Source organism: Klebsiella sp. KPN54798 (assembly GCF_021184225.1).
Lineage (GTDB): Bacteria > Pseudomonadota > Gammaproteobacteria > Enterobacterales > Enterobacteriaceae > Klebsiella > Klebsiella pneumoniae.
The window spans coordinates 1,260,701-1,277,790 of the sequence record NZ_CP089234.1 but is presented as its reverse complement, the minus strand read 5'-3'; the positions used below and the strand labels follow the sequence as shown (position 1 = coordinate 1,277,790).

The following is a 17,090-nucleotide window of genomic DNA, read 5'->3' as shown; positions in this document are numbered from 1 at the left end:
TTTGTCACATTTATTATGCGTTATGGCGGCGCTTCTCAACAGTGACGAAGCGGGTTTCTGCCGATTAATCAGAAAAGTGCCGTGACGCCGTCCCCACTCTGGCGTCCTTAACTTGTCAGCGCCAGCTAAAACGCCGACAATTCAGTCATGAATAATAAAACGGAGGCACCTATGTCCACCTCGTTTTTTGTCGCTGCCGACTGGCTGGCAGAACATATTGATGACCCGGAAATTCAGATTATCGACGCCCGCATGGCGCCCGCCGGGCAGGAGGCCCTGAGGGATATGGCCGCGGAATACCGCGCCGGCCATGTGCCGAACGCGCTGTTTTTCGATATCGAGGCGCTATCCGACCACACCAGTCCGCTGCCGCATATGATGCCGCGGGCCGAAGCGTTTGCCGTCGCCATGCGCGAACTGGGCGTCTGCAGCGATAAGCATCTGGTGGTCTATGACGAAGGTAATCTGTTTTCCGCCCCGCGCGCGTGGTGGATGCTGCGCACCTTTGGCGTAGAGAAGGTGTCAATTCTGGCCGGCGGGCTGGAGGGCTGGCGGCGCGACGAACTGCCGCTGGAACAAGGGATGCCGGAGGTGGCCGAAGGGGAATTCGACGTGCGGTTCGATCCTCAGCAAATTAAGCGTCTGACCGACGTCCTGTTGGTCAGCCATGAAGGATCGGCGCAGATTGTCGATGCCCGTCCGGCGGCCCGGTTTAACGGCCAGGCCGACGAACCGCGCCCGGGCCTGCGCCGCGGGCATATCCCCGGCGCGCTGAACGTACCGTGGACGGATCTGGTGATTAACGGCGAACTGAAAACCGTTGACGAGCTGAACGACATCTTTTTACGTCAGGGTGTCGATTTTGAACGGCCGATCATCGCCAGCTGCGGCTCGGGGGTGACGGCGGCGGTGGTCGTGCTGGCGCTCACCACGCTTGGCGTGAACGGCGTCTGCCTGTATGACGGCTCCTGGAGCGAATGGGGCGCGCGGAGCGATCTGCCGATTGAACCGGCCCCTGCCGCTCCGTAAACACGGCGTGACCGCGGGCCTCCCGTTCCGCGGTCACTAAATAATTTCTGATTTTCTCTCCCACTTTCTTCTGCTTCTCGCTAAACCGGTTACTCTGTGCTGCCGCAGGGCTTGTACCTGTCGAGTTCGCTTTGCCTGATGCGGAGGCAGAGCACTGGTACAGAATTCCTCAGGGCTGATAGCGCATCCAGTCCATCCCAATCTGATGTCACCACAAGGAGTGAAAATGGCATTAGTCTCTAACCCACATTCGGCTTATTCACCGCGCCTTCCCTGGCTGGGAGGTATAGCTGGCCTGCTGGCAGGCGGCGCGATCCTTTATTTTTGGCCGCAATGGAACCGGACATGGCTAAGCCTGGTGCCTGCGCCAGTCTCCGTGTATACCCGCTTTCTCGGGGTCACTCTGGAAGAGGTCCCACTGATCACCTATGGTCACCAGGCGCTGCTGGGTTTTCTGATGGTGCTGCTCGCGCCCGGTTACGGTAAGTCGACCCTTGCCGCGTGGATGATGCATAACCCAGCGTCAAGCCGGCGCTGGCCCGGCGAGGTATTCCGTGCCTGGGTCACAAAATTTGGCCTGCTGGTCATGGTCTTTTGCAATCTGTTCTTTTTGTCCCGGGTCCCATCCGGAACCCTGGCGTTATATATTTGTATTCTCCAGCACATCAGCGTTGCCGCGGCGGTGGCGTCAGGGGGGCTGCTACTGCGTGACGCCCGGCGCCTGGCCCGCACGTTCGACGCTCAGCTGGCGGACCTGCGTCTTCTCATGATACTTACCCTCGGGTTCCAGACGATTTTGCCGGCGCAGATCGCGCTGATGAGCGCCCGGGGCGTGAATACGCCGCTGGGCTGGTACATTGTTATCGCGCAAATGGCAGGGGTGTTACTGGCGTTTATGCTGGTCGGCGGGCTGGTGGCAGCGCTACGTTCTCTGCTGGGCGAAGAGAGGTGCCGGGCCTGGCGCGGGGATATGGCGCTCTTCAACGGCATTGTCACACTGTGCGTGACGGGATTTCTCCTCTATCACATGGTGTCTGCCTATCCGCGAATCTTTGCCGCCCTGCATTAGCTTTTGCCACCCCGCTTTTGTGCCTCGAACTGGAAGCATAAAGAAACAGCGGGGGCTGCTGCCCCCGCTGTCAGATGATGCGGTTCTGCTTAAAATCGCGCAGGAAGCTGCCCCAGCGCTTTTCATAGAACGGCGTGATATGGGCAATCATAAAATGGCTGATGCCCTTCTCGCCTTCCACCACCTGGCAAATATCGATAGGTTCGTCGCCTGGCAAGGTATCGGTGGCCACGCTGCCGGTGGTCTGGATAATGGCTTCAATATCCCCTTCCGCTTCAATCCCGATCAATAAGTTGGCCGGCGCGTCGGCGCGCTCTTTAATCGAGCACAGAAACGCCCGCTTGACGGTCTTCAGCGTTTTGAACAACGTGGTCAGCGAATCGACCATCTGCGCCGGCGGTTCGGCGACTTCAGACAGCAGCAGCGCTTCGCCGCCTTCCAGTACCGTCTGGGTGCTCAGTGGGCTGCCCTCTTCGCCTAACAGATGGCTGATTTCCCGTGGGGTGAACTCTTTGCCGCTCGGCAGCTTCGGGTTGAGGAATAACGATTCGCCCAGCGTCATCGCCATCAGCGTGCGGGCCGGCATCATCACGAAAGCTTGTTCATCCGCCACCGCCTGCTGCAGCGCCTCCAGCGAGGTAAAGAATGGGATCACCGAGGTACCGTCGTCTTTTTCCCAATGCTGCAGATCCAGCGCGCTATCTTCGACAATCTGCTCGCCATCGGCTGCCCTGCCCGGCACCCAGACGGTGGCCTCCAGCAGCGCGCTGAAAAATGCCGGACGATGGGCGGGCTCAGTCGCCGCTTTTTCCAGCAGGGTTTCTAATTCATTTTTTGTATCTGACATAGTTTGGCTACTTCACAATGAATTGCCCGGCGGCCATTCGTCCACGCGGGCATATGGTTTTCCTGGCCGGGTAAGCGCAGCGCCACCCGGCAAGGCCATTACTCAGCTGTCAGCAGGTTAGCAATGGTACGCACGCCAAGCCCGGTGGCGCCCGCCGACCACTGCTCAACGGCAGATTTGCGGTAGGTTGCCGAACAGTCGATATGCAGCCAACCCTGATGGTAGTTTTCCACGAAGTGGGACAGGAAGCCCGCCGCGGTGCTGGCGCCGGCCGGATAGGCCGCGCTGCCGGTATTGTTCAGGTCAGCAAAGTTGGACGGCAGCTGGTTGCGGTGGAACTCGGCCAGCGGCAGACGCCAGAAGGCTTCGTTTTCCGCCTGAGCGCTCGCCAGCAGGCGATTCGCCAGCGCATCGTCAAAGCTGAACAGCGCGTGGTAATCATTGCCCAACGCGGTTTTCGCCGCGCCGGTCAGGGTGGCGGCGTCGATGAGCAGCTCTGGCTTCTGCGCCGAGGCGTCAATCAGGCCATCCGCCAGCACCAGGCGGCCTTCCGCGTCAGTGTTCATAACTTCAACGGTTTTGCCGTTGCGATAATGAATAATATCGCCCAGTTTGAAGGCGTTACCGCTGATCAGGTTGTCGGCGCAGCACAGGTAGAGCTTCACGCGTTTGTTCAGACCGCGGGTAATGGCGAAAGCCAGCGCGCCGGTGATAGTCGCCGCACCGCCCATATCGGATTTCATCGAATCCATAAAGGCGCTTTGCTTGATGCTGTAGCCGCCGGAATCAAAGGTGATGCCTTTGCCCACCAGGCAGGCGTATACCGGCGCCTCTTTATCGCCGGTCGGGTTATAGTCCAGCGCCAGCAGGACCGGCGGACGCTCGGAGCCGCGGCCCACGGTATGCAGACCAAGATAGCCCTGCTCGCGCAGATCTTCGCCTTTGGTGATGCGATAGCTTATCTTCTCACCCGCCACGCCGCACAGCAGGTCGACAGCGCGCTGCGCCAGCTGCTCCGGACCCAGCTCTTCCGCCGGCGCATTGATGGTATCGCGCACCCAGTCGATGATCGTCAGGCGGTTATCCAGCTCGCTGCGCTGCGCGTCGTCAAGGGATGGCCATTCGACCTGACGCTGACCTTTCGGCCCTTTATAGCCGGCCCAAAAGGCCCAGGCGCGATCGGTGTTCCAGCCTTCGCCGCTCAGGGCGACGTGCTTGATGCCCATGCCGTCAATTTTGCGCGCCGCGCGCTGGATAAGCCCGAGGTCGTCTTTACCGTTGAGATGTAGAGCGATGCCGTCGTTATTGATGCTCCAGGTCGCTTTTTCTCCCCAGCGTCCATCGGCTGGCTGAGTAGAAAGCGTAATCTTCATAGCTTCGGTCATTATCATTATCCTTCTTAGCAAACGGGCCACCCTATGGCAGCCCGTTAAAATGTTTTCGCTTAACGCGAAATTATTCGGCCTCGTCTAGCCAGACTAGCAGAATCGCCTCGAGAATTTTTTCATTGGATGCGTTTGGATCATCATCAAACTCTTCCAAATCGCAAATCCACTGATGCATGTCGGTAAAGCGAACGGTTTTCGGGTCGAGATCCGGGTAAGCGTCGTACAGCGCTTCGCCGATTTCACGGCTGTCGGTCCATTTCAGTGCCATATTAGTGCTCGCGTGCGTGGTTGATGGTGTAACGCGGGATCTCAACGACCAGATCTTCGTCGGTGACGCGCGCCTGGCAGCTCAGACGGCTGTCAGGTTCCAGCCCCCAGGCTTTATCCAGCATGTCGTCTTCATCTTCGCTACTTTCCGCCAGCGAGTCAAAACCTTCACGCACGATGCAGTGGCAGGTGGTGCAGGCACAGGATTTTTCGCAGGCGTGTTCAATTTCGATACCGCTACGCAGCGCGGCATCGAGAATGGTTTCACCGGTCACAGCTTCCACAACGATGCCATCCGGACACAGGTCCTGGTGGGGCAGAAATACAATTTTTGGCATTTTAAACCTCGTCCACGGATTGGCCTTTCAGCGCGATACGGACCGACTGATCCATACGGCGAGCGGCGAATTCCTGGGTTTGTGTGTCGATATTTTTAATCGCTTCTTTAATCGCGTCAGCGTCGTCGCCTGCCGCGGCGGCGCGTACCTGCTCCGCAGCGGCATCGATGGCCTGACGCTCCGCGGCGCTTAACAGCGCGGCGTCGGCGGCCAGCGCGCTTGTCAGGCTCTCCAGTACGCGCGCGGCTTCCACTTTCTGTTCAGCCAGCATGCGCGCCTGAATATCCTGTTCGGCGTAGCTCATCGAATCTTTAATCATGGTGGCGATTTCGCCATCGGTCAGACCGTAAGACGGTTTCACCTGGATGGAGGCTTCCACGCCGGTCGATTTTTCCATCGCCGTAACGCTCAGCAAGCCATCGGCATCCACCTGGAAGGTAACGCGAATATGCGCCCCGCCCGCCGGCAGCGCCGGGATACCGCGCAGCGCAAAGCGCGCCAGCGAACGGCAATCCTGGACCAGCTCACGCTCGCCCTGCATCACGTGAATGGACATCGCCGTCTGGCCATCTTTGAAGGTGGTAAACTCCTGCGCGCGGGCCACCGGAATGGTGGTATTACGCGGGATCACTTTCTCCACCAGGCCGCCCATGGTTTCCAGGCCTAACGACAGCGGGATAACGTCGAGCAGCAGCAGTTCGCTGTCCGGCTTGTTGCCCACCAGGATATCGGCCTGGATCGCCGCGCCGATGGCGACAACTTTGTCCGGGTCAATGGAGGTCAGCGGAGTGCGACCGAAGAACTCGCCAACGCGCTCACGCACCAGCGGCACGCGGGTCGAACCGCCGACCATCACCACTTCCAGCACTTCTTGCGCTTCAACGCCAGCGTCTTTTAGCGCCCGACGGCAGGCCATCAGGGTACGTTTTACCAGCGGGGCAATCAGATCGTTAAACTGGCTGCGGGTGATATCGCCCTGCCAGCCGCCGACCTCGACGTGCGCTGCCTCGGCATCGCTCAAGGCGATTTTCGCCGCGATGGCGGCATCCAGCAGCTCACGCTGCAGACGGTTATCGCTGCGGTCGCTGAAGCCCGCCTGCTCGCGCAGGTAGTCAGCCAGCAGGTGATCGAAATCATCGCCGCCGAGAGCCGAGTCGCCGCCGGTGGCCAGCACTTCAAACACCCCGCGGCTTAAACGCAGAATGGAGATATCAAAGGTGCCGCCGCCGAGATCGTAGACCGCAATCACCCCTTCCTGGCCGGAGTCGAGGCCGTAGGCAATAGCCGCCGCGGTCGGCTCATTGAGCAGGCGCAGCACGTGCAGGCCCGCCAGACGCGCCGCGTCTTTGGTTCCCTGGCGCTGAGCGTCATCGAAGTAAGCGGGAACGGTAATGACCACGCCGTCGAGTTCGCCGGCCAGCGCTTCGGTCGCCCGGGCGGCCAGCGCTTTGAGGATATCGGCGGAGACGCGAATCGGGTTCAGCAGGCCGCCGGCGGTCTGGATCATCGGCAGGCCGTTTTCACTGGCCTGCAGCTGATACGGCAGATGCGGGTAACGGTTTTGAATATCGGCGAGGGAGCGCCCCATCATCCGCTTCACGGAGCTGATGGTATTGGCAGGATCCTGAGCGGCGTTAAGCCGGGCGTCATAGCCGACGGTCAGCCCCGAAGCGTGGTAGTTCACCACCGACGGCAGCAGATAGCGGCCTTGATGATCGGGCAGAGTCTCGGCCTGGCCGCTACGCACGGTAGCCACCAGAGAATTGGTGGTGCCCAGGTCGATACCGGCCGCCAGACGACGCTGGTGCGGCGCGGCGCTCAGGCCGGGCTCACTAATTTGTAATAAGGCCATAATTGCTTCCGAAAATTAAAAATCGAGCAGTTTTTCTTCGAGTTCTTCAGCACTGCTGCGCAGTTTATCGAGGAAACGGAGCTTACGAACCGTGTCCGCCGCCGCCTCCCAGCTCTCATTATGCAATTGGTCAACCATCAGCTGCTGACGGGTATCAAACAGCGCTTTCACCCGTTTGATAAAACCTTCCAGCCGCGCGTCGTCTTTCGCCTGGCCGATCTCATCCAGCTCTTCGCGCAATTCCAGCTGTTCCATCAGGAACGCGGTATCGCGAACGGTATGCTGCTCGCTGGCCAGATCGAAGCCATGCAGCGAAAGGAGATATTCTGCGCGAGTCAGCGGATGGCGCAGCGTCTGCCAGGCCTGGTTTATAGTGGCGGAATGCTGAACCGCCGCAAGCTGTTCCGCCGCAGGCGCGCTGGCAAATTTATCCGGATGGTACTGGCGCTGCAGATCCTGATACCGGACAGCCAGTTGTTCAAGCGAGAGGGTATAGCTGGCTGGTAACCCGAAGAGGGTGAAATAGTCCATAGTAACCTCAGGGTCATGCATCTAAATTAAAACCCCACGCGCGGCGTGACCGCGGTGGGGTTGAGGAGTACCGATTATACGTTAAAGCTTTCGCCGCAGCCGCACTCATCTTTGACGTTAGGGTTAGTGAATTTGAACCCTTCGTTGAGGCCTTCTTTGACGAAGTCCAGCTGAGTGCCGTCGAGGAATTGCAGACTTTTGCCGTCGATCACGACCTTCACGCCTTTGTCTTCAAACACGGTGTCTTCAGCCGCCGGCTCGTCAACAAACTCCAGTACATAGGCCATACCCGAGCAGCCGGAGGTTCTTACGCCCAGGCGCAGGCCAAACCCTTTACCGCGGTTCGCCAGGAAGGCATTGACTCGCGCTGCTGCACTGTCGCTAAGAGTAATCGACATAACAAAACCTCAACTAATTATTTTGCTTCACGTTTGCTTTTGTAATCCGCAATCGCGGCTTTAATCGCGTCTTCCGCCAGGATCGAGCAGTGGATTTTCACCGGCGGCAGTTCCAGTTCATCGGCGATATCGGTGTTCTTGATCGCCTGCGCTTCGTCCAGCGATTTGCCCTTCACCCACTCGGTAACCAGGGAGCTGGAAGCGATAGCGGAACCGCAGCCGTAGGTCTTGAAGCGCGCGTCTTCAATGATGCCTTCATTGTTGACTTTAATCTGCAGCTTCATCACGTCGCCGCAGGCCGGCGCGCCGACCATGCCGCTGCCGACGTTCTCGTCGCTGTTGTCAAAAGAGCCGACGTTGCGCGGATTCTCGTAATGATCGATAACTTTTTCGCTGTAAGCCATGATGAATTCTCCTTATTGGTGCCGAATTAGTGATGTGACCATTCAATGCTGTTCAGATCCACGCCCTGTTTGAACATTTCCCACAGCGGAGAAAGCTCGCGCAGACGGCCAATGGATTTGCGAATCAGATCGATGGCATAGTCAATCTCTTCTTCGGTAGTGAAACGACCTAAAGAGAAACGAATAGAACTGTGCGCCAGTTCATCAGTCATGCCTAACGCGCGCAGCACGTAGGATGGCTCAAGGCTCGCGGAAGTACAGGCTGAACCGGAGGAAACCGCCAGGTCTTTCAGCGCCATAATCAGCGACTCGCCTTCAACATAGTTGAAGCTGACGTTAAGAATGTTCGGCGCGCCCTGCTCGAGGTCGCCGTTGAGGTACACTTCTTCCATATCCTTCACGCCGTTCCACAGACGGTTGCGCAGCGTGCGCAGACGCGCCATCTCGCTTTCCATCTCTTCTTTGGCGATACGGTAAGCTTCACCCATGCCGACGATCTGGTGAACAGGCAGAGTACCGGAACGCATACCGCGCTCGTGGCCGCCGCCGTGGATTTGCGCTTCGATACGAATACGCGGCTTACGACGCACGTACAGCGCGCCGATGCCTTTCGGACCGTAGATTTTGTGACCGGAGAAGGACATCAGGTCAACTTTCAGCTGGCTCAGATCGATAGGCAGCTTGCCCACGCTCTGGGTGGCGTCTACGTGGTAAATGATACCGCGGGCGCGACACATCTCGCCGATGGTAGCGATATCCTGCACCACGCCGATTTCGTTATTCACATGCATGATGGAAACCAGGATGGTGTCGTCACGCATCGCTGCTTCCAGCTCTTTCAGATCGATAATCCCGTTGCTCTGCGGCGCCAGGTAGGTCACTTCGAAGCCTTCGCGCTCCAGCTGACGGCAGGTATCCAGAACCGCTTTATGCTCGGTTTTGCTGGTGATGATGTGCTTGCCTTTTTTCTGATAAAAGTTGGCTGCACCCTTGATCGCCAGGTTGTCGGATTCAGTCGCACCAGAGGTAAAGACGATTTCGCGCGGGTCGGCGCCGACCAGCTCGGCAATCTGATTGCGGGCGATATCAACCGCCTCTTCAGCCTGCCAGCCAAAACGGTGGGAACGGGAGGCCGGGTTACCAAAGGTCCCGTCCATGGTCAGGAACTGCATCATTTTCTCGGCAACACGCGGGTCCACCGGCGTGGTTGCGGAGTAATCGAGGTAAATCGGTAATTTCATTGCTCTTAAACTCCGTACATCACTCAATGCAAGGAATCAGGCAACCGGCTTGATGTACGACCGAGTACACGGAATGTCGGAGCATCCCGGCCTGATTCTGAAAGCTCTTTATAATCGTTGTCCCGCCGTTTCGCGCCGCCTTGCCCTGTCAGCCGCAGCCCGAAACGGGACGGGTCACTCAGGCGCGCAGTTTAACGTCAATCGCGTCCTGGGTGCGCGCATTGCGCTGGGTTTCGTGCTGATGCTGACGACCGGAAACATCGAGGATCTCCTGGTTATTCACCAGTTCCCCGAGGGTGATATTGTTCAGGAAGCCGGTCAGGCGCTCGCTCAGGTCGCGCCACAGCGCGTGAGTCAGGCATTTATCGCCGCCCTGACAGCCGCCCTTGCCCTGGCAACGGGTGGCGTCAACGGATTCGTCCACGGCGCTAATGACTTCGCCGACGGCGATACTGCCGGCATCTTTACCTAACAGATAACCACCACCTGGGCCACGAACGCTGGAAACCAGGCCATTTTTACGCAGGCGAGAGAACAGCTGTTCCAGATAGGAAAGCGAAATTCCCTGACGCTCTGAAATATCTGCCAACGGCACCGGGCCCGTTTCAGAGTTGAGCGCAACGTCAAGCATCGCGGTCACGGCATAACGCCCTTTAGATGTCAGTCTCATGTCTTACTTAACCTCAAACTCGCCCCTGGCCGGGCTTTTTATTAATATGGGTATTGCATAGCAGGGCCAAGTCTGACATTCCCGAGTAATTTGGTCAACTATTTACTTGACTGTTTTAGTCAGGTATTTGGCTTTCCGTGCCGTTTTACTTCCGCATAGCCTGATACCTTCATCCCGCCAGGCGAGCCCGATTCGTAGCCCGGATAAGCGAAGCGCCATCCGGCGTTAACGCGGTTACTTACCTTTATTCTGCTGCTCAATAGACGCCAGCATGCCGCGCAGGATGTTCAACTCCTGGCTTTCCGGACGCGCGCGGGTGAACAGACGACGCAGCTTGTTCATCACCTGCCCCGGATGATTTGGGCGGATAAAGCCCGTCGCCAGCAGCGTCTGCTCAAGATGGTCGTAGAATCGCTCCAGATCGTCCACCAGCGGGTACGGCGCCTCTTCATGCTCAACCGCCGGCTGCGCTTGCTCCTGCGCCGCCAGCCAGGCCATCCGCACTTCATAGGCGATAACCTGCACCGCCATCGCCAGGTTCAGCGAGCTGTACTCCGGGTTCGCGGCGATCGCCACGTGATAGTGGCACTTCTGCAGTTCATCGTTGGTCAGACCAACGCGCTCGCGGCCAAAGACCAGCGCCACCGGCGCATGCTGACCTTCGGCGACGCTTTTCAGACCGCATTCGCGCGGGTCGAGCATCGGCCACGGCAGCGTGCGAGAGCGCGCGCTGGTGCCAACCACCAGGCTACAGCCTGCCAGCGCTTCATCAAGGGTATCGACAATCTGCGCGTTGCCGATCACGTCGCTGGCGCCCGCGGCCAGGGCTATCGCCTGCGAATCGGGTTTGACCAGCGGATTGACCAGCCACAGGTTAGTTAAGCCCATGGTTTTCATCGCGCGGGCTACGGAGCCCATGTTGCCGGTATGGGAGGTTTCTACCAGTACGATTCGAATATTTTGCAGCATTATGGTTCTTCGGCTAAAGATTATTCGTGCATGCTACCATAAAACGGAGACATAAGCAGATTTGGCTGCTATTATATGCGCCGTTTTTTCCCGTTCTTTAACATCCAGTGAGAGAGACCGATGCATCCGATGCTGAACATCGCCGTGCGCGCCGCGCGCAAGGCGGGTAATTTAATTGCCAAACACTACGAAACGCCAGACACCGTAGAAACCAGCCAGAAAGGCAGCAATGATTTTGTGACCAACGTCGATAAAGCCGCCGAAGCGATTATTATCGAAACCATTCGCAAATCTTACCCGCAGCACACCATTATCACCGAAGAAAGCGGTGAACACGCTGGCGAAGAGCAGGATGTTCAATGGGTTATCGATCCACTGGATGGCACCACCAACTTCGTTAAACGTCTGCCGCACTTTTCTGTTTCCATCGCCGTACGCATCAAAGGGCGTACTGAAGTCGCGGTGGTCTACGATCCGATGCGTAACGAACTGTTTACCGCGACCCGCGGCCAGGGCGCGCAGCTGAACGGCTACCGTCTGCGCGGCAGCAACGCTCGCGACCTCGACGGCACCATTATCGCGACCGGCTTCCCGTTCAAAGCGAAGCAGCACGCCACCACCTACATGAATATTCTCGGCAACATGTTTACCGAATGTGCCGACTTCCGTCGCACCGGCTCTGCCGCGCTGGATCTGGCCTATGTGGCCGCCGGCCGCGTTGACGGTTACTTTGAGATCGCCCTGAAACCATGGGATTTCGCCGCAGGCGAGCTGATCGCCCGTGAAGCTGGCGCGATTGTCTGCGACTTCACCGGCGGTCATAACTATATGCTGACGGGCAACATCGTTGCCGGTAACCCGCGCGTGGTGAAAGCGATGCTGGCGAACATGCGCGAGCAGCTGAGCGACGCGCTGAAGCGTTAATCTCTTACTGATGTCAAAAAGGAAGCCGCGGCTTCCTTTTTTTATGTCATTTTATCATGTTGAGGATCTGGCGAATCACCGCATTGCCGCCGATGCACAGTACCGTCAGGCCGCTAAACAAGGCCAGCGGTCCGCGCCAGCGCAGACAGCCCTGCGGCCCCAGCCAGCGCCGGAAACACAGCGCTATCCCTACCACCGTCAGCCTGGCGAGCAGCACGCCGACCATCGCCGGAACCAGCAGCAGCCATCCCCACAGCGGCAGCTCATACTGCTGCGCACTGAGTAAAATCCATACCAGCTGAAACGGCAGATAAAAACTCAGGGCAAAGATCAGCGGAATGCGAATATTGCCTGCCGGTGCGGCAACGCCCTGAAAGTCGCGCCAGCCGTCGCGCAGCAGTATTCCAGCCAGCACCAGCGTGGCCAGATAGCATACGTCGTTAAAGATGCCCACGATCTGCATTAGCCTGTCGCTGCTTAGCTTACCCATAAACGCGAAACGCCAGAAAATGATCACCAGAAAACCGAACTGCAACACCCAGCTGCGCAGGATCCAGTCGACCATCTCCCGCGGCGAGGGCTGGTTATGCACAGCCCAGGCAACAATGGGCAGTTTACTGTGACCGGGATGACAAAAGGCCAGCACGAAGCCCGACAGCGTTAGGGTGGCGTAGGCCACCAGCGGAATATCCGCGACACTCGCCACCCCGAATCGCATAACATACGGCATGGCGTGGTAGACACGCACCAGATCTGACGGCCACCAGCTGGCCAGGGCTGGAAACCAGAATACGATCGCCAGGCCCGCCAGCAGCCCGGCGGCGCCGGCGCAGCCATAATAGAACCGCCCGCTCTGCGCGGGAGAAACGATATTTGCGGCCATAGCGACTCCTTGTCATCCGCCGAAAAGCGGAAAACTAGAGCATCGCTTCGCCAGCGGCAAGCGCTGGCGCCCACTTTAGGATTTGCGCCCGGCGTCTGTCTAAAACGGACGGATCCCACCGCCGGCAGGGACGGCGCTGAGCCACATCACCCCTGCCGCCGCCAGCAATATGACGCCGCCGGCCAGCGCCAGCGTCGCCCAACTAACCTGCTTCCATAACGCTGGCGCCTGATGGCGACTGAGGCGGATCGCCAGTTGGCGGAACCCATGCACCAACAGCGCCAGCGCCGTGATAGTCAACGAGGTTCCCGCCGCCATCGCCAGCGCCGCCGCCATCCCCCAGCCAAAAACGCCGATTACCTTGCTGAACAGCAGAACCATGATCGCCCCCGAGCAGGGACGCATACCCATCGACAGGACGATCGCGGCGCGAGCCCGCCAGTCGTCGCCGGCCTGCAGCTGCTCCGGGGCCGGGAGATGCTGATGCCCGCAGCCGCAGTGTTCGTTATGAACATGGTGCGGGGTAAAAGCGGTAAACGTTGGCCGGCTCAGCAGCAGACGCAGCTTTTTTAACGCCCGCCAGCACAGCAGCAGCCCTAACGCACCCACCAGCAAATAGCTCCCCTTCTCCAGCCAGAAACTGCTGAGGTGCAGCTGGCGCGCCGGCAGCTGCAGCAGCGCCAGCACCACGACCACCAGCGCGATGGCTACCAGCCCCTGCAGTAAAGAAGCGGCCAGCGTCAGGCCAATGCTTGATTTCAGCTTCGCGGGATGGGTGGCAAGCCAGGTCGTAATGACAATTTTACCGTGTCCGGGCCCTAAGGCATGGAGCACCCCGTAAACGAAGCTAAACCCCAGCAGCGACAGCCCTGCCGCCGCCGGGTTCTCCGCCACCGCCTGCAGCAGGCGGCTGAGTTCCAGGTTGAGCGAACGCTGCCAGACTGCGCTCTGCATCAGCACCTGCGGCCACGCCCGCCACAGCCAAATGCCGCCGATGATGCTCACCGCCAGCAACAGCGCCAGCGGCCACAGCGCTTTCCAGCGCGAAAATCGCGCGCGCGGAGTAAAAATTACTGACATGTCAGGGTCACCTTCTGGGCAAAATAGCTGCCCAGCGCCATATCCTCCGGCGGCGCATCCGCTTTATCCAGCGACTGGGCGTATGAGAGCATTTTGTCGTTCGGTTTTGGCGTCATCACCGTTGCCTTACAGGCGGCCCGCAGCCCTGCGGGCAGGGAAAAATCGCTATCCTTGTCATAAAACATATCGACGTAGTAGGTCGGGTCGAAGGTGGAAAAGGTAAACGTCTGCCCGGCAATGGGTTGCGGCGTCGCCAGCGGCAGAGTAAAGGTGAGTACCGCCTGCAGTCCGTCACGTTCGAGGCCGTAACCGTCGGGACGATTGTCAAATTTAACCCGCTGACCGTTATGCCACAGCTCGCTGAAATAGTGCTGACCGAGCACGTTGGCCATCACCTCCGCCGCCAGCTTTTTCCAGACTTCGCTGCCCGGTTTGGCGTTTCCGGCATCATAGAGCAGATCCGATGAGGTAATTTCATCCATCGTCCAGCGCATTTTAAAGGCGCTCAGCAGACCGTCCTTGACCACCGGCTCGCTTTGCAGGCTGATGAAGCTATGCGGATGCGCAGCGGCCGACCATGATAAAACCATGAAAAACGCCGCGCTTGTGCATTGTTTCACTCTGTTCATCTGTTCCTCACGTGAAAAATTCTGTGAACTTCGCCAGCAATCCTGAGTAAAAGCGGACGCTCTTCCCTGCCCACGCCGCGGTCATTGTCTATCCTTAGCGGAAACCCTAACTGGAACTTACCAGATGATGACCGTCATTGAACCACCATCTGCGCTTTCCAGTCCACAGCGCCGTAGCCAGGTGCTCCTGATGTTTTATCTGCCCGGACAGTCGGTGACGACTGAACGGCTTGGCAGGATCAACCTCGTTGATGAGACCACGGCCCGGCAGGATATTGAGGAGACCGGACGCGAAATTCAGCGTTACCACCGTTTGACCCTCCAGTCACAGGTGGACGGCAGCTATCGGATTGAAGGCGCCGCGCTCGACCAACGTTTATGTCTGCTGCATGCGCTGCGGCGGGGGCTGCGCCTCTGCCCACAGTTCGTTAATCATCATTTTACCCCGGCGCTGAAAACGCAGCTTAAACAGGAAGGCATTGCCCGCACCTTATACGATGATACCAATCTGCAGGCGCTGGTGAACCGCTGCGCGCGGGCGCTCAATCGCCAGTTTGACTGCCGCGACGTGCAGTTTCTGCGCTTGTACCTGCAGTACTGTCTGCTCGAACATCACCGGGGATACTCTCCGGACTTCAATGAGGAACAGCAACGCTGGGCTCAAACCGCCGCCGAGTTCACCCTGGCGCAGGAGATTGTCCGCCACTGGCAGCGTCGGGTCGGCGCTCCGCCCCATGTCGGAGAACCTTTTTTCCTCTCGCTGCTGTTTATGTTGCTCAAAACCCCCGACCCGGACCGCGACGGTCACCCGCACGATCGCCGCCTGCGGCTGGCTATCTCCAGCCTGATCCACCGCTTTCAGATCCTCGCTGGCAGAGCGTTCAGTGATGAGCAGGGGCTCAGCGATCAACTCTATATTCATTTGTCGCAGGCGTTGATCCGCAGCGTGTTTGCTATCGGCATCGACAGCACGCTCACAGAGGAAGTGACCCGGCTCTACCCTCGCTTACTGCGTACCACCCAGGCGGCATTGAGCGAATTCGAGGAGGCCTGGCACATCCGTTTTAATGAGGAAGAGACCGGTTTAATCGCGGTGATCTTTGGCGCCTGGCTGATGCAGAAAAGCGACCTGCACGAGAAACAGGTGCTGTTGCTAACCGATGACAACCCAGCTATTGAAGAGGCCCTGGAACAACAGCTGCGCGAACTAACGCTGCTGCCGCTGAATATCAAATACCAGAGCGTAGAGCGCTTTCAGAAGGAAGGTGCGCCCAAAGGGGTGACGCTTATCGTCACCCCCTATGCGACGGCGCTGCCGCTGTTTTCGCCGCCGCTGATCCACGCGGAGAACTACTTCACTGAACGCCAACAGCAGCATATCTGCGCCATGCTCGAGGACTAGGCCGCCACCGCTTTTGGCCGTATAGCCATCGCCGGGAGCGTCAGCAGGGCCATCACCCAGAATACGCCCTGGTGCAGGTGCTGATAGAGGAAACCGGCGAAGACGGTCATGATGGCAATACTGCCGCCCATCGCCACCGCGGAGTAGACGGCCTGCAGACGGATCACTTCGCTACCCTGACGGGCGGCGATATAGCGCATCGCCGCCAGATGACACACCGTGAAGGTGCCACAGTGAAGGATCTGCGCAAGGATGAGTCCCGGCAGCGCCGTGGTCCAGCCCATCAGTCCCCAGCGAATCAGCCCGCAGGCGGCGGAGAGCAACAGCAGGTCGCGGGCGCTGAAGCGGCGGAACACCTTTTTACTCAACGCGAAGATCACCACTTCCGCCACCACGCCTAACGACCACAGATAACCGACCGCCGAGGCGGAATAGCCGGCCTGCTGCCAGTAGATGGCGCTAAAGCCATAGTAGGCGGCATGCGCTCCCTGCAGCAGACAAACGCAGGCGAGAAAGCGCCAGCTTTGGCGCACCAGCGTCAGCCAGGCCGCCATTCCGGCCCCCTGCTGCTGGCGCGACTCCCCCTGGGGCATCACCGACGGCTTAAGCAGCATGCCGAGCAGCATCGAGGCGACCCCCAGGCTTAGCATCAGCAGGATCGCCCGGTAATCGAACAGGCTCACCAGCTTGCCGGTCAGCGCTGAACCAATCACAAAGGCAATAGAGCCCCACAGCCGCACCCGGCCATAGTCCATGGTGATCTGCTTTTGCCAGGTATTGGCCAGAGCATCCGTCAGCGGCACCAGCGGCGAAAAGAACAGGTTGAAGCCGATGATGATCGCCAGCAGCCATGCTACGTGGCTGCCGGCCCAGAAGGCCAGCGCGAAGAGCAAGGTTAACAGCGCCAGCACGCGCAGCGCGGCGATCAGCCGGGAGGGATCGCTCACCCGCGGGGCAATCAGCAGACTGCCGAGAAAACGGGCCACCAGACCGGCGCCAAGCAAAATGCCGATGGTTTCCGGAGTCAGCCCGTTTCCAGCCAGCCAGACGCTCCAGAAGGGCAGAAAAATACCGTAGCTAAAAAAGTAGGTGAAATAACTGAGCGCCAGCCAGCGCGTGGAGTGCAAGACCATGATTTCCTCCCGAATGGTGGCGATAGTCTGGCGATA

At 58.8% G+C, this 17,090-nt stretch carries 19 protein-coding genes; 4 read left to right on the top strand and 15 right to left on the bottom strand.

Translation table 11 applies throughout. The annotated features are described in order from the left end of the window. The first annotated feature begins 171 nt into the window (after positions 1 to 171). Both sseA and LPQ25_RS06290 read left to right on the top strand, forming a co-directional pair. Positions 172 to 1,029 carry a 3-mercaptopyruvate sulfurtransferase gene (gene sseA / locus LPQ25_RS06295; RefSeq protein ID WP_002913950.1) on the top strand — a complete coding sequence of 286 codons (858 nt, stop codon included), beginning with the start codon at positions 172 to 174 and terminating at the stop codon, positions 1,027 to 1,029. Positions 1,030 to 1,255: 226 nt separating this feature from the next. Beyond that, positions 1,256 to 2,098, top strand: a complete 843-nt coding sequence (locus LPQ25_RS06290; RefSeq protein ID WP_014907118.1) for a hypothetical protein — start codon at positions 1,256 to 1,258, stop codon at positions 2,096 to 2,098. Positions 2,099 to 2,168: 70 nt separating this feature from the next. Here LPQ25_RS06290 and sseB read toward each other — a convergent pair whose 3' ends face one another. The 11 genes from sseB to trmJ form a co-directional block, all read right to left on the bottom strand. Beyond that, positions 2,169 to 2,945 carry an enhanced serine sensitivity protein SseB gene (sseB, locus tag LPQ25_RS06285; RefSeq protein WP_002913952.1) on the bottom strand — a complete coding sequence of 259 codons (777 nt, stop codon included), beginning with the start codon at positions 2,943 to 2,945 and terminating at the stop codon, positions 2,169 to 2,171. Between the two features lie 98 nt (positions 2,946 to 3,043). Next, positions 3,044 to 4,330, bottom strand: a complete 1,287-nt coding sequence (gene pepB, locus LPQ25_RS06280) for an aminopeptidase PepB (RefSeq protein WP_004214205.1) — start codon at positions 4,328 to 4,330, stop codon at positions 3,044 to 3,046. Between the two features lie 70 nt (positions 4,331 to 4,400). Beyond that, a complete protein-coding gene (gene iscX, locus LPQ25_RS06275; RefSeq protein WP_002913954.1) occupies positions 4,401 to 4,601 on the bottom strand; it encodes a Fe-S cluster assembly protein IscX in 201 nt (66 codons plus the stop codon). 1 nt (position 4,602) lies between these two features. Further along, positions 4,603 to 4,938, bottom strand: a complete 336-nt coding sequence (gene fdx / locus LPQ25_RS06270) for an ISC system 2Fe-2S type ferredoxin (RefSeq protein ID WP_015875087.1) — start codon at positions 4,936 to 4,938, stop codon at positions 4,603 to 4,605. A 1-nt stretch (position 4,939) separates the two neighbouring features. Beyond that, positions 4,940 to 6,790, bottom strand: a complete 1,851-nt coding sequence (gene hscA / locus LPQ25_RS06265; protein WP_004149343.1) for a Fe-S protein assembly chaperone HscA — start codon at positions 6,788 to 6,790, stop codon at positions 4,940 to 4,942. A gap of 15 nt (positions 6,791 to 6,805) precedes the next feature. After that, positions 6,806 to 7,321: a co-chaperone HscB gene (gene hscB / locus LPQ25_RS06260; RefSeq protein WP_004174835.1), complete on the bottom strand. Its 516-nt coding sequence runs from the start codon at positions 7,319 to 7,321 to the stop codon at positions 6,806 to 6,808. Between the two features lie 74 nt (positions 7,322 to 7,395). After that, positions 7,396 to 7,719: an iron-sulfur cluster assembly protein IscA gene (gene iscA / locus LPQ25_RS06255; RefSeq protein WP_002913979.1), complete on the bottom strand. Its 324-nt coding sequence runs from the start codon at positions 7,717 to 7,719 to the stop codon at positions 7,396 to 7,398. Positions 7,720 to 7,736: 17 nt separating this feature from the next. Next, entirely contained in the window at positions 7,737 to 8,123 is a 387-nt protein-coding gene (gene iscU / locus LPQ25_RS06250; protein WP_002913991.1) for a Fe-S cluster assembly scaffold IscU, read from the bottom strand. Between the two features lie 26 nt (positions 8,124 to 8,149). After that, positions 8,150 to 9,364, bottom strand: a complete 1,215-nt coding sequence (gene iscS, locus LPQ25_RS06245; protein ID WP_002913992.1) for a cysteine desulfurase — start codon at positions 9,362 to 9,364, stop codon at positions 8,150 to 8,152. Positions 9,365 to 9,542: 178 nt separating this feature from the next. After that, positions 9,543 to 10,034, bottom strand: a complete 492-nt coding sequence (gene iscR / locus LPQ25_RS06240; protein ID WP_002913993.1) for a Fe-S cluster assembly transcriptional regulator IscR — start codon at positions 10,032 to 10,034, stop codon at positions 9,543 to 9,545. Positions 10,035 to 10,268: 234 nt separating this feature from the next. Beyond that, positions 10,269 to 11,003, bottom strand: coding sequence for a tRNA (cytosine(32)/uridine(32)-2'-O)-methyltransferase TrmJ (gene trmJ / locus LPQ25_RS06235; RefSeq protein WP_002913994.1), 735 nt, complete (start codon positions 11,001 to 11,003; stop codon positions 10,269 to 10,271). Between the two features lie 120 nt (positions 11,004 to 11,123). Between trmJ and suhB the strand changes: the two genes are divergently transcribed. Next, positions 11,124 to 11,927 carry an inositol-1-monophosphatase gene (gene suhB / locus LPQ25_RS06230; protein WP_002913995.1) on the top strand — a complete coding sequence of 268 codons (804 nt, stop codon included), beginning with the start codon at positions 11,124 to 11,126 and terminating at the stop codon, positions 11,925 to 11,927. A gap of 46 nt (positions 11,928 to 11,973) precedes the next feature. Here suhB and LPQ25_RS06225 read toward each other — a convergent pair whose 3' ends face one another. The 3 genes from LPQ25_RS06225 to LPQ25_RS06215 form a co-directional block, all read right to left on the bottom strand. Beyond that, positions 11,974 to 12,810 carry a hypothetical protein gene (locus tag LPQ25_RS06225; protein ID WP_014907114.1) on the bottom strand — a complete coding sequence of 279 codons (837 nt, stop codon included), beginning with the start codon at positions 12,808 to 12,810 and terminating at the stop codon, positions 11,974 to 11,976. 99 nt (positions 12,811 to 12,909) lie between these two features. Further along, the gene (locus LPQ25_RS06220) at positions 12,910 to 13,890 is read right to left on the bottom strand and encodes a nickel/cobalt transporter (protein WP_014907113.1); all 981 of its coding nucleotides are present in this window, start codon (positions 13,888 to 13,890) and stop codon (positions 12,910 to 12,912) included. Next, positions 13,881 to 14,519 (bottom strand): DUF1007 family protein, encoded by a 639-nt coding sequence (locus LPQ25_RS06215; RefSeq protein WP_004151988.1) that lies wholly within the window; start codon positions 14,517 to 14,519, stop codon positions 13,881 to 13,883. The genes LPQ25_RS06220 and LPQ25_RS06215 overlap by 10 nt, the downstream gene beginning before the upstream one ends. A gap of 124 nt (positions 14,520 to 14,643) precedes the next feature. Between LPQ25_RS06215 and csiE the strand changes: the two genes are divergently transcribed. Further along, on the top strand, positions 14,644 to 15,921 hold the full coding sequence (gene csiE / locus LPQ25_RS06210; RefSeq protein ID WP_014907112.1) for a stationary phase inducible protein CsiE: 1,278 nt from the start codon (positions 14,644 to 14,646) through the stop codon (positions 15,919 to 15,921). On the opposite strand, the gene LPQ25_RS06205 is transcribed toward csiE, so the two are convergent. Beyond that, the gene (locus LPQ25_RS06205) at positions 15,918 to 17,054 is read right to left on the bottom strand and encodes a 3-phenylpropionate MFS transporter (protein WP_004144329.1); all 1,137 of its coding nucleotides are present in this window, start codon (positions 17,052 to 17,054) and stop codon (positions 15,918 to 15,920) included. The genes csiE and LPQ25_RS06205 overlap by 4 nt on opposite strands. Between the last annotated feature and the right edge of the window lie 36 nt (positions 17,055 to 17,090).

Coding starts and splice junctions, on each gene's coding strand:
- LPQ25_RS06220 (WP_014907113.1), bottom strand. CDS start 13,890: ATGTCAGTAATTTTTACTCCGCGCGCGCGATTTTCGCGCTGGAAAGCG.
- sseA (WP_002913950.1), top strand. CDS start 172: ATGTCCACCTCGTTTTTTGTCGCTGCCGACTGGCTGGCAGAACATATT.
- iscX (WP_002913954.1), bottom strand. CDS start 4,601: ATGGCACTGAAATGGACCGACAGCCGTGAAATCGGCGAAGCGCTGTAC.
- csiE (WP_014907112.1), top strand. CDS start 14,644: ATGATGACCGTCATTGAACCACCATCTGCGCTTTCCAGTCCACAGCGC.
- suhB (WP_002913995.1), top strand. CDS start 11,124: ATGCATCCGATGCTGAACATCGCCGTGCGCGCCGCGCGCAAGGCGGGT.
- sseB (WP_002913952.1), bottom strand. CDS start 2,945: ATGTCAGATACAAAAAATGAATTAGAAACCCTGCTGGAAAAAGCGGCG.
- LPQ25_RS06215 (WP_004151988.1), bottom strand. CDS start 14,519: ATGAACAGAGTGAAACAATGCACAAGCGCGGCGTTTTTCATGGTTTTA.
- trmJ (WP_002913994.1), bottom strand. CDS start 11,003: ATGCTGCAAAATATTCGAATCGTACTGGTAGAAACCTCCCATACCGGC.
- iscA (WP_002913979.1), bottom strand. CDS start 7,719: ATGTCGATTACTCTTAGCGACAGTGCAGCAGCGCGAGTCAATGCCTTC.
- hscB (WP_004174835.1), bottom strand. CDS start 7,321: ATGGACTATTTCACCCTCTTCGGGTTACCAGCCAGCTATACCCTCTCG.
- iscS (WP_002913992.1), bottom strand. CDS start 9,364: ATGAAATTACCGATTTACCTCGATTACTCCGCAACCACGCCGGTGGAC.
- fdx (WP_015875087.1), bottom strand. CDS start 4,938: ATGCCAAAAATTGTATTTCTGCCCCACCAGGACCTGTGTCCGGATGGC.
- hscA (WP_004149343.1), bottom strand. CDS start 6,790: ATGGCCTTATTACAAATTAGTGAGCCCGGCCTGAGCGCCGCGCCGCAC.
- LPQ25_RS06225 (WP_014907114.1), bottom strand. CDS start 12,810: ATGGCCGCAAATATCGTTTCTCCCGCGCAGAGCGGGCGGTTCTATTAT.
- iscR (WP_002913993.1), bottom strand. CDS start 10,034: ATGAGACTGACATCTAAAGGGCGTTATGCCGTGACCGCGATGCTTGAC.
- LPQ25_RS06290 (WP_014907118.1), top strand. CDS start 1,256: ATGGCATTAGTCTCTAACCCACATTCGGCTTATTCACCGCGCCTTCCC.
- iscU (WP_002913991.1), bottom strand. CDS start 8,123: ATGGCTTACAGCGAAAAAGTTATCGATCATTACGAGAATCCGCGCAAC.
- LPQ25_RS06205 (WP_004144329.1), bottom strand. CDS start 17,054: ATGGTCTTGCACTCCACGCGCTGGCTGGCGCTCAGTTATTTCACCTAC.
- pepB (WP_004214205.1), bottom strand. CDS start 4,330: ATGACCGAAGCTATGAAGATTACGCTTTCTACTCAGCCAGCCGATGGA.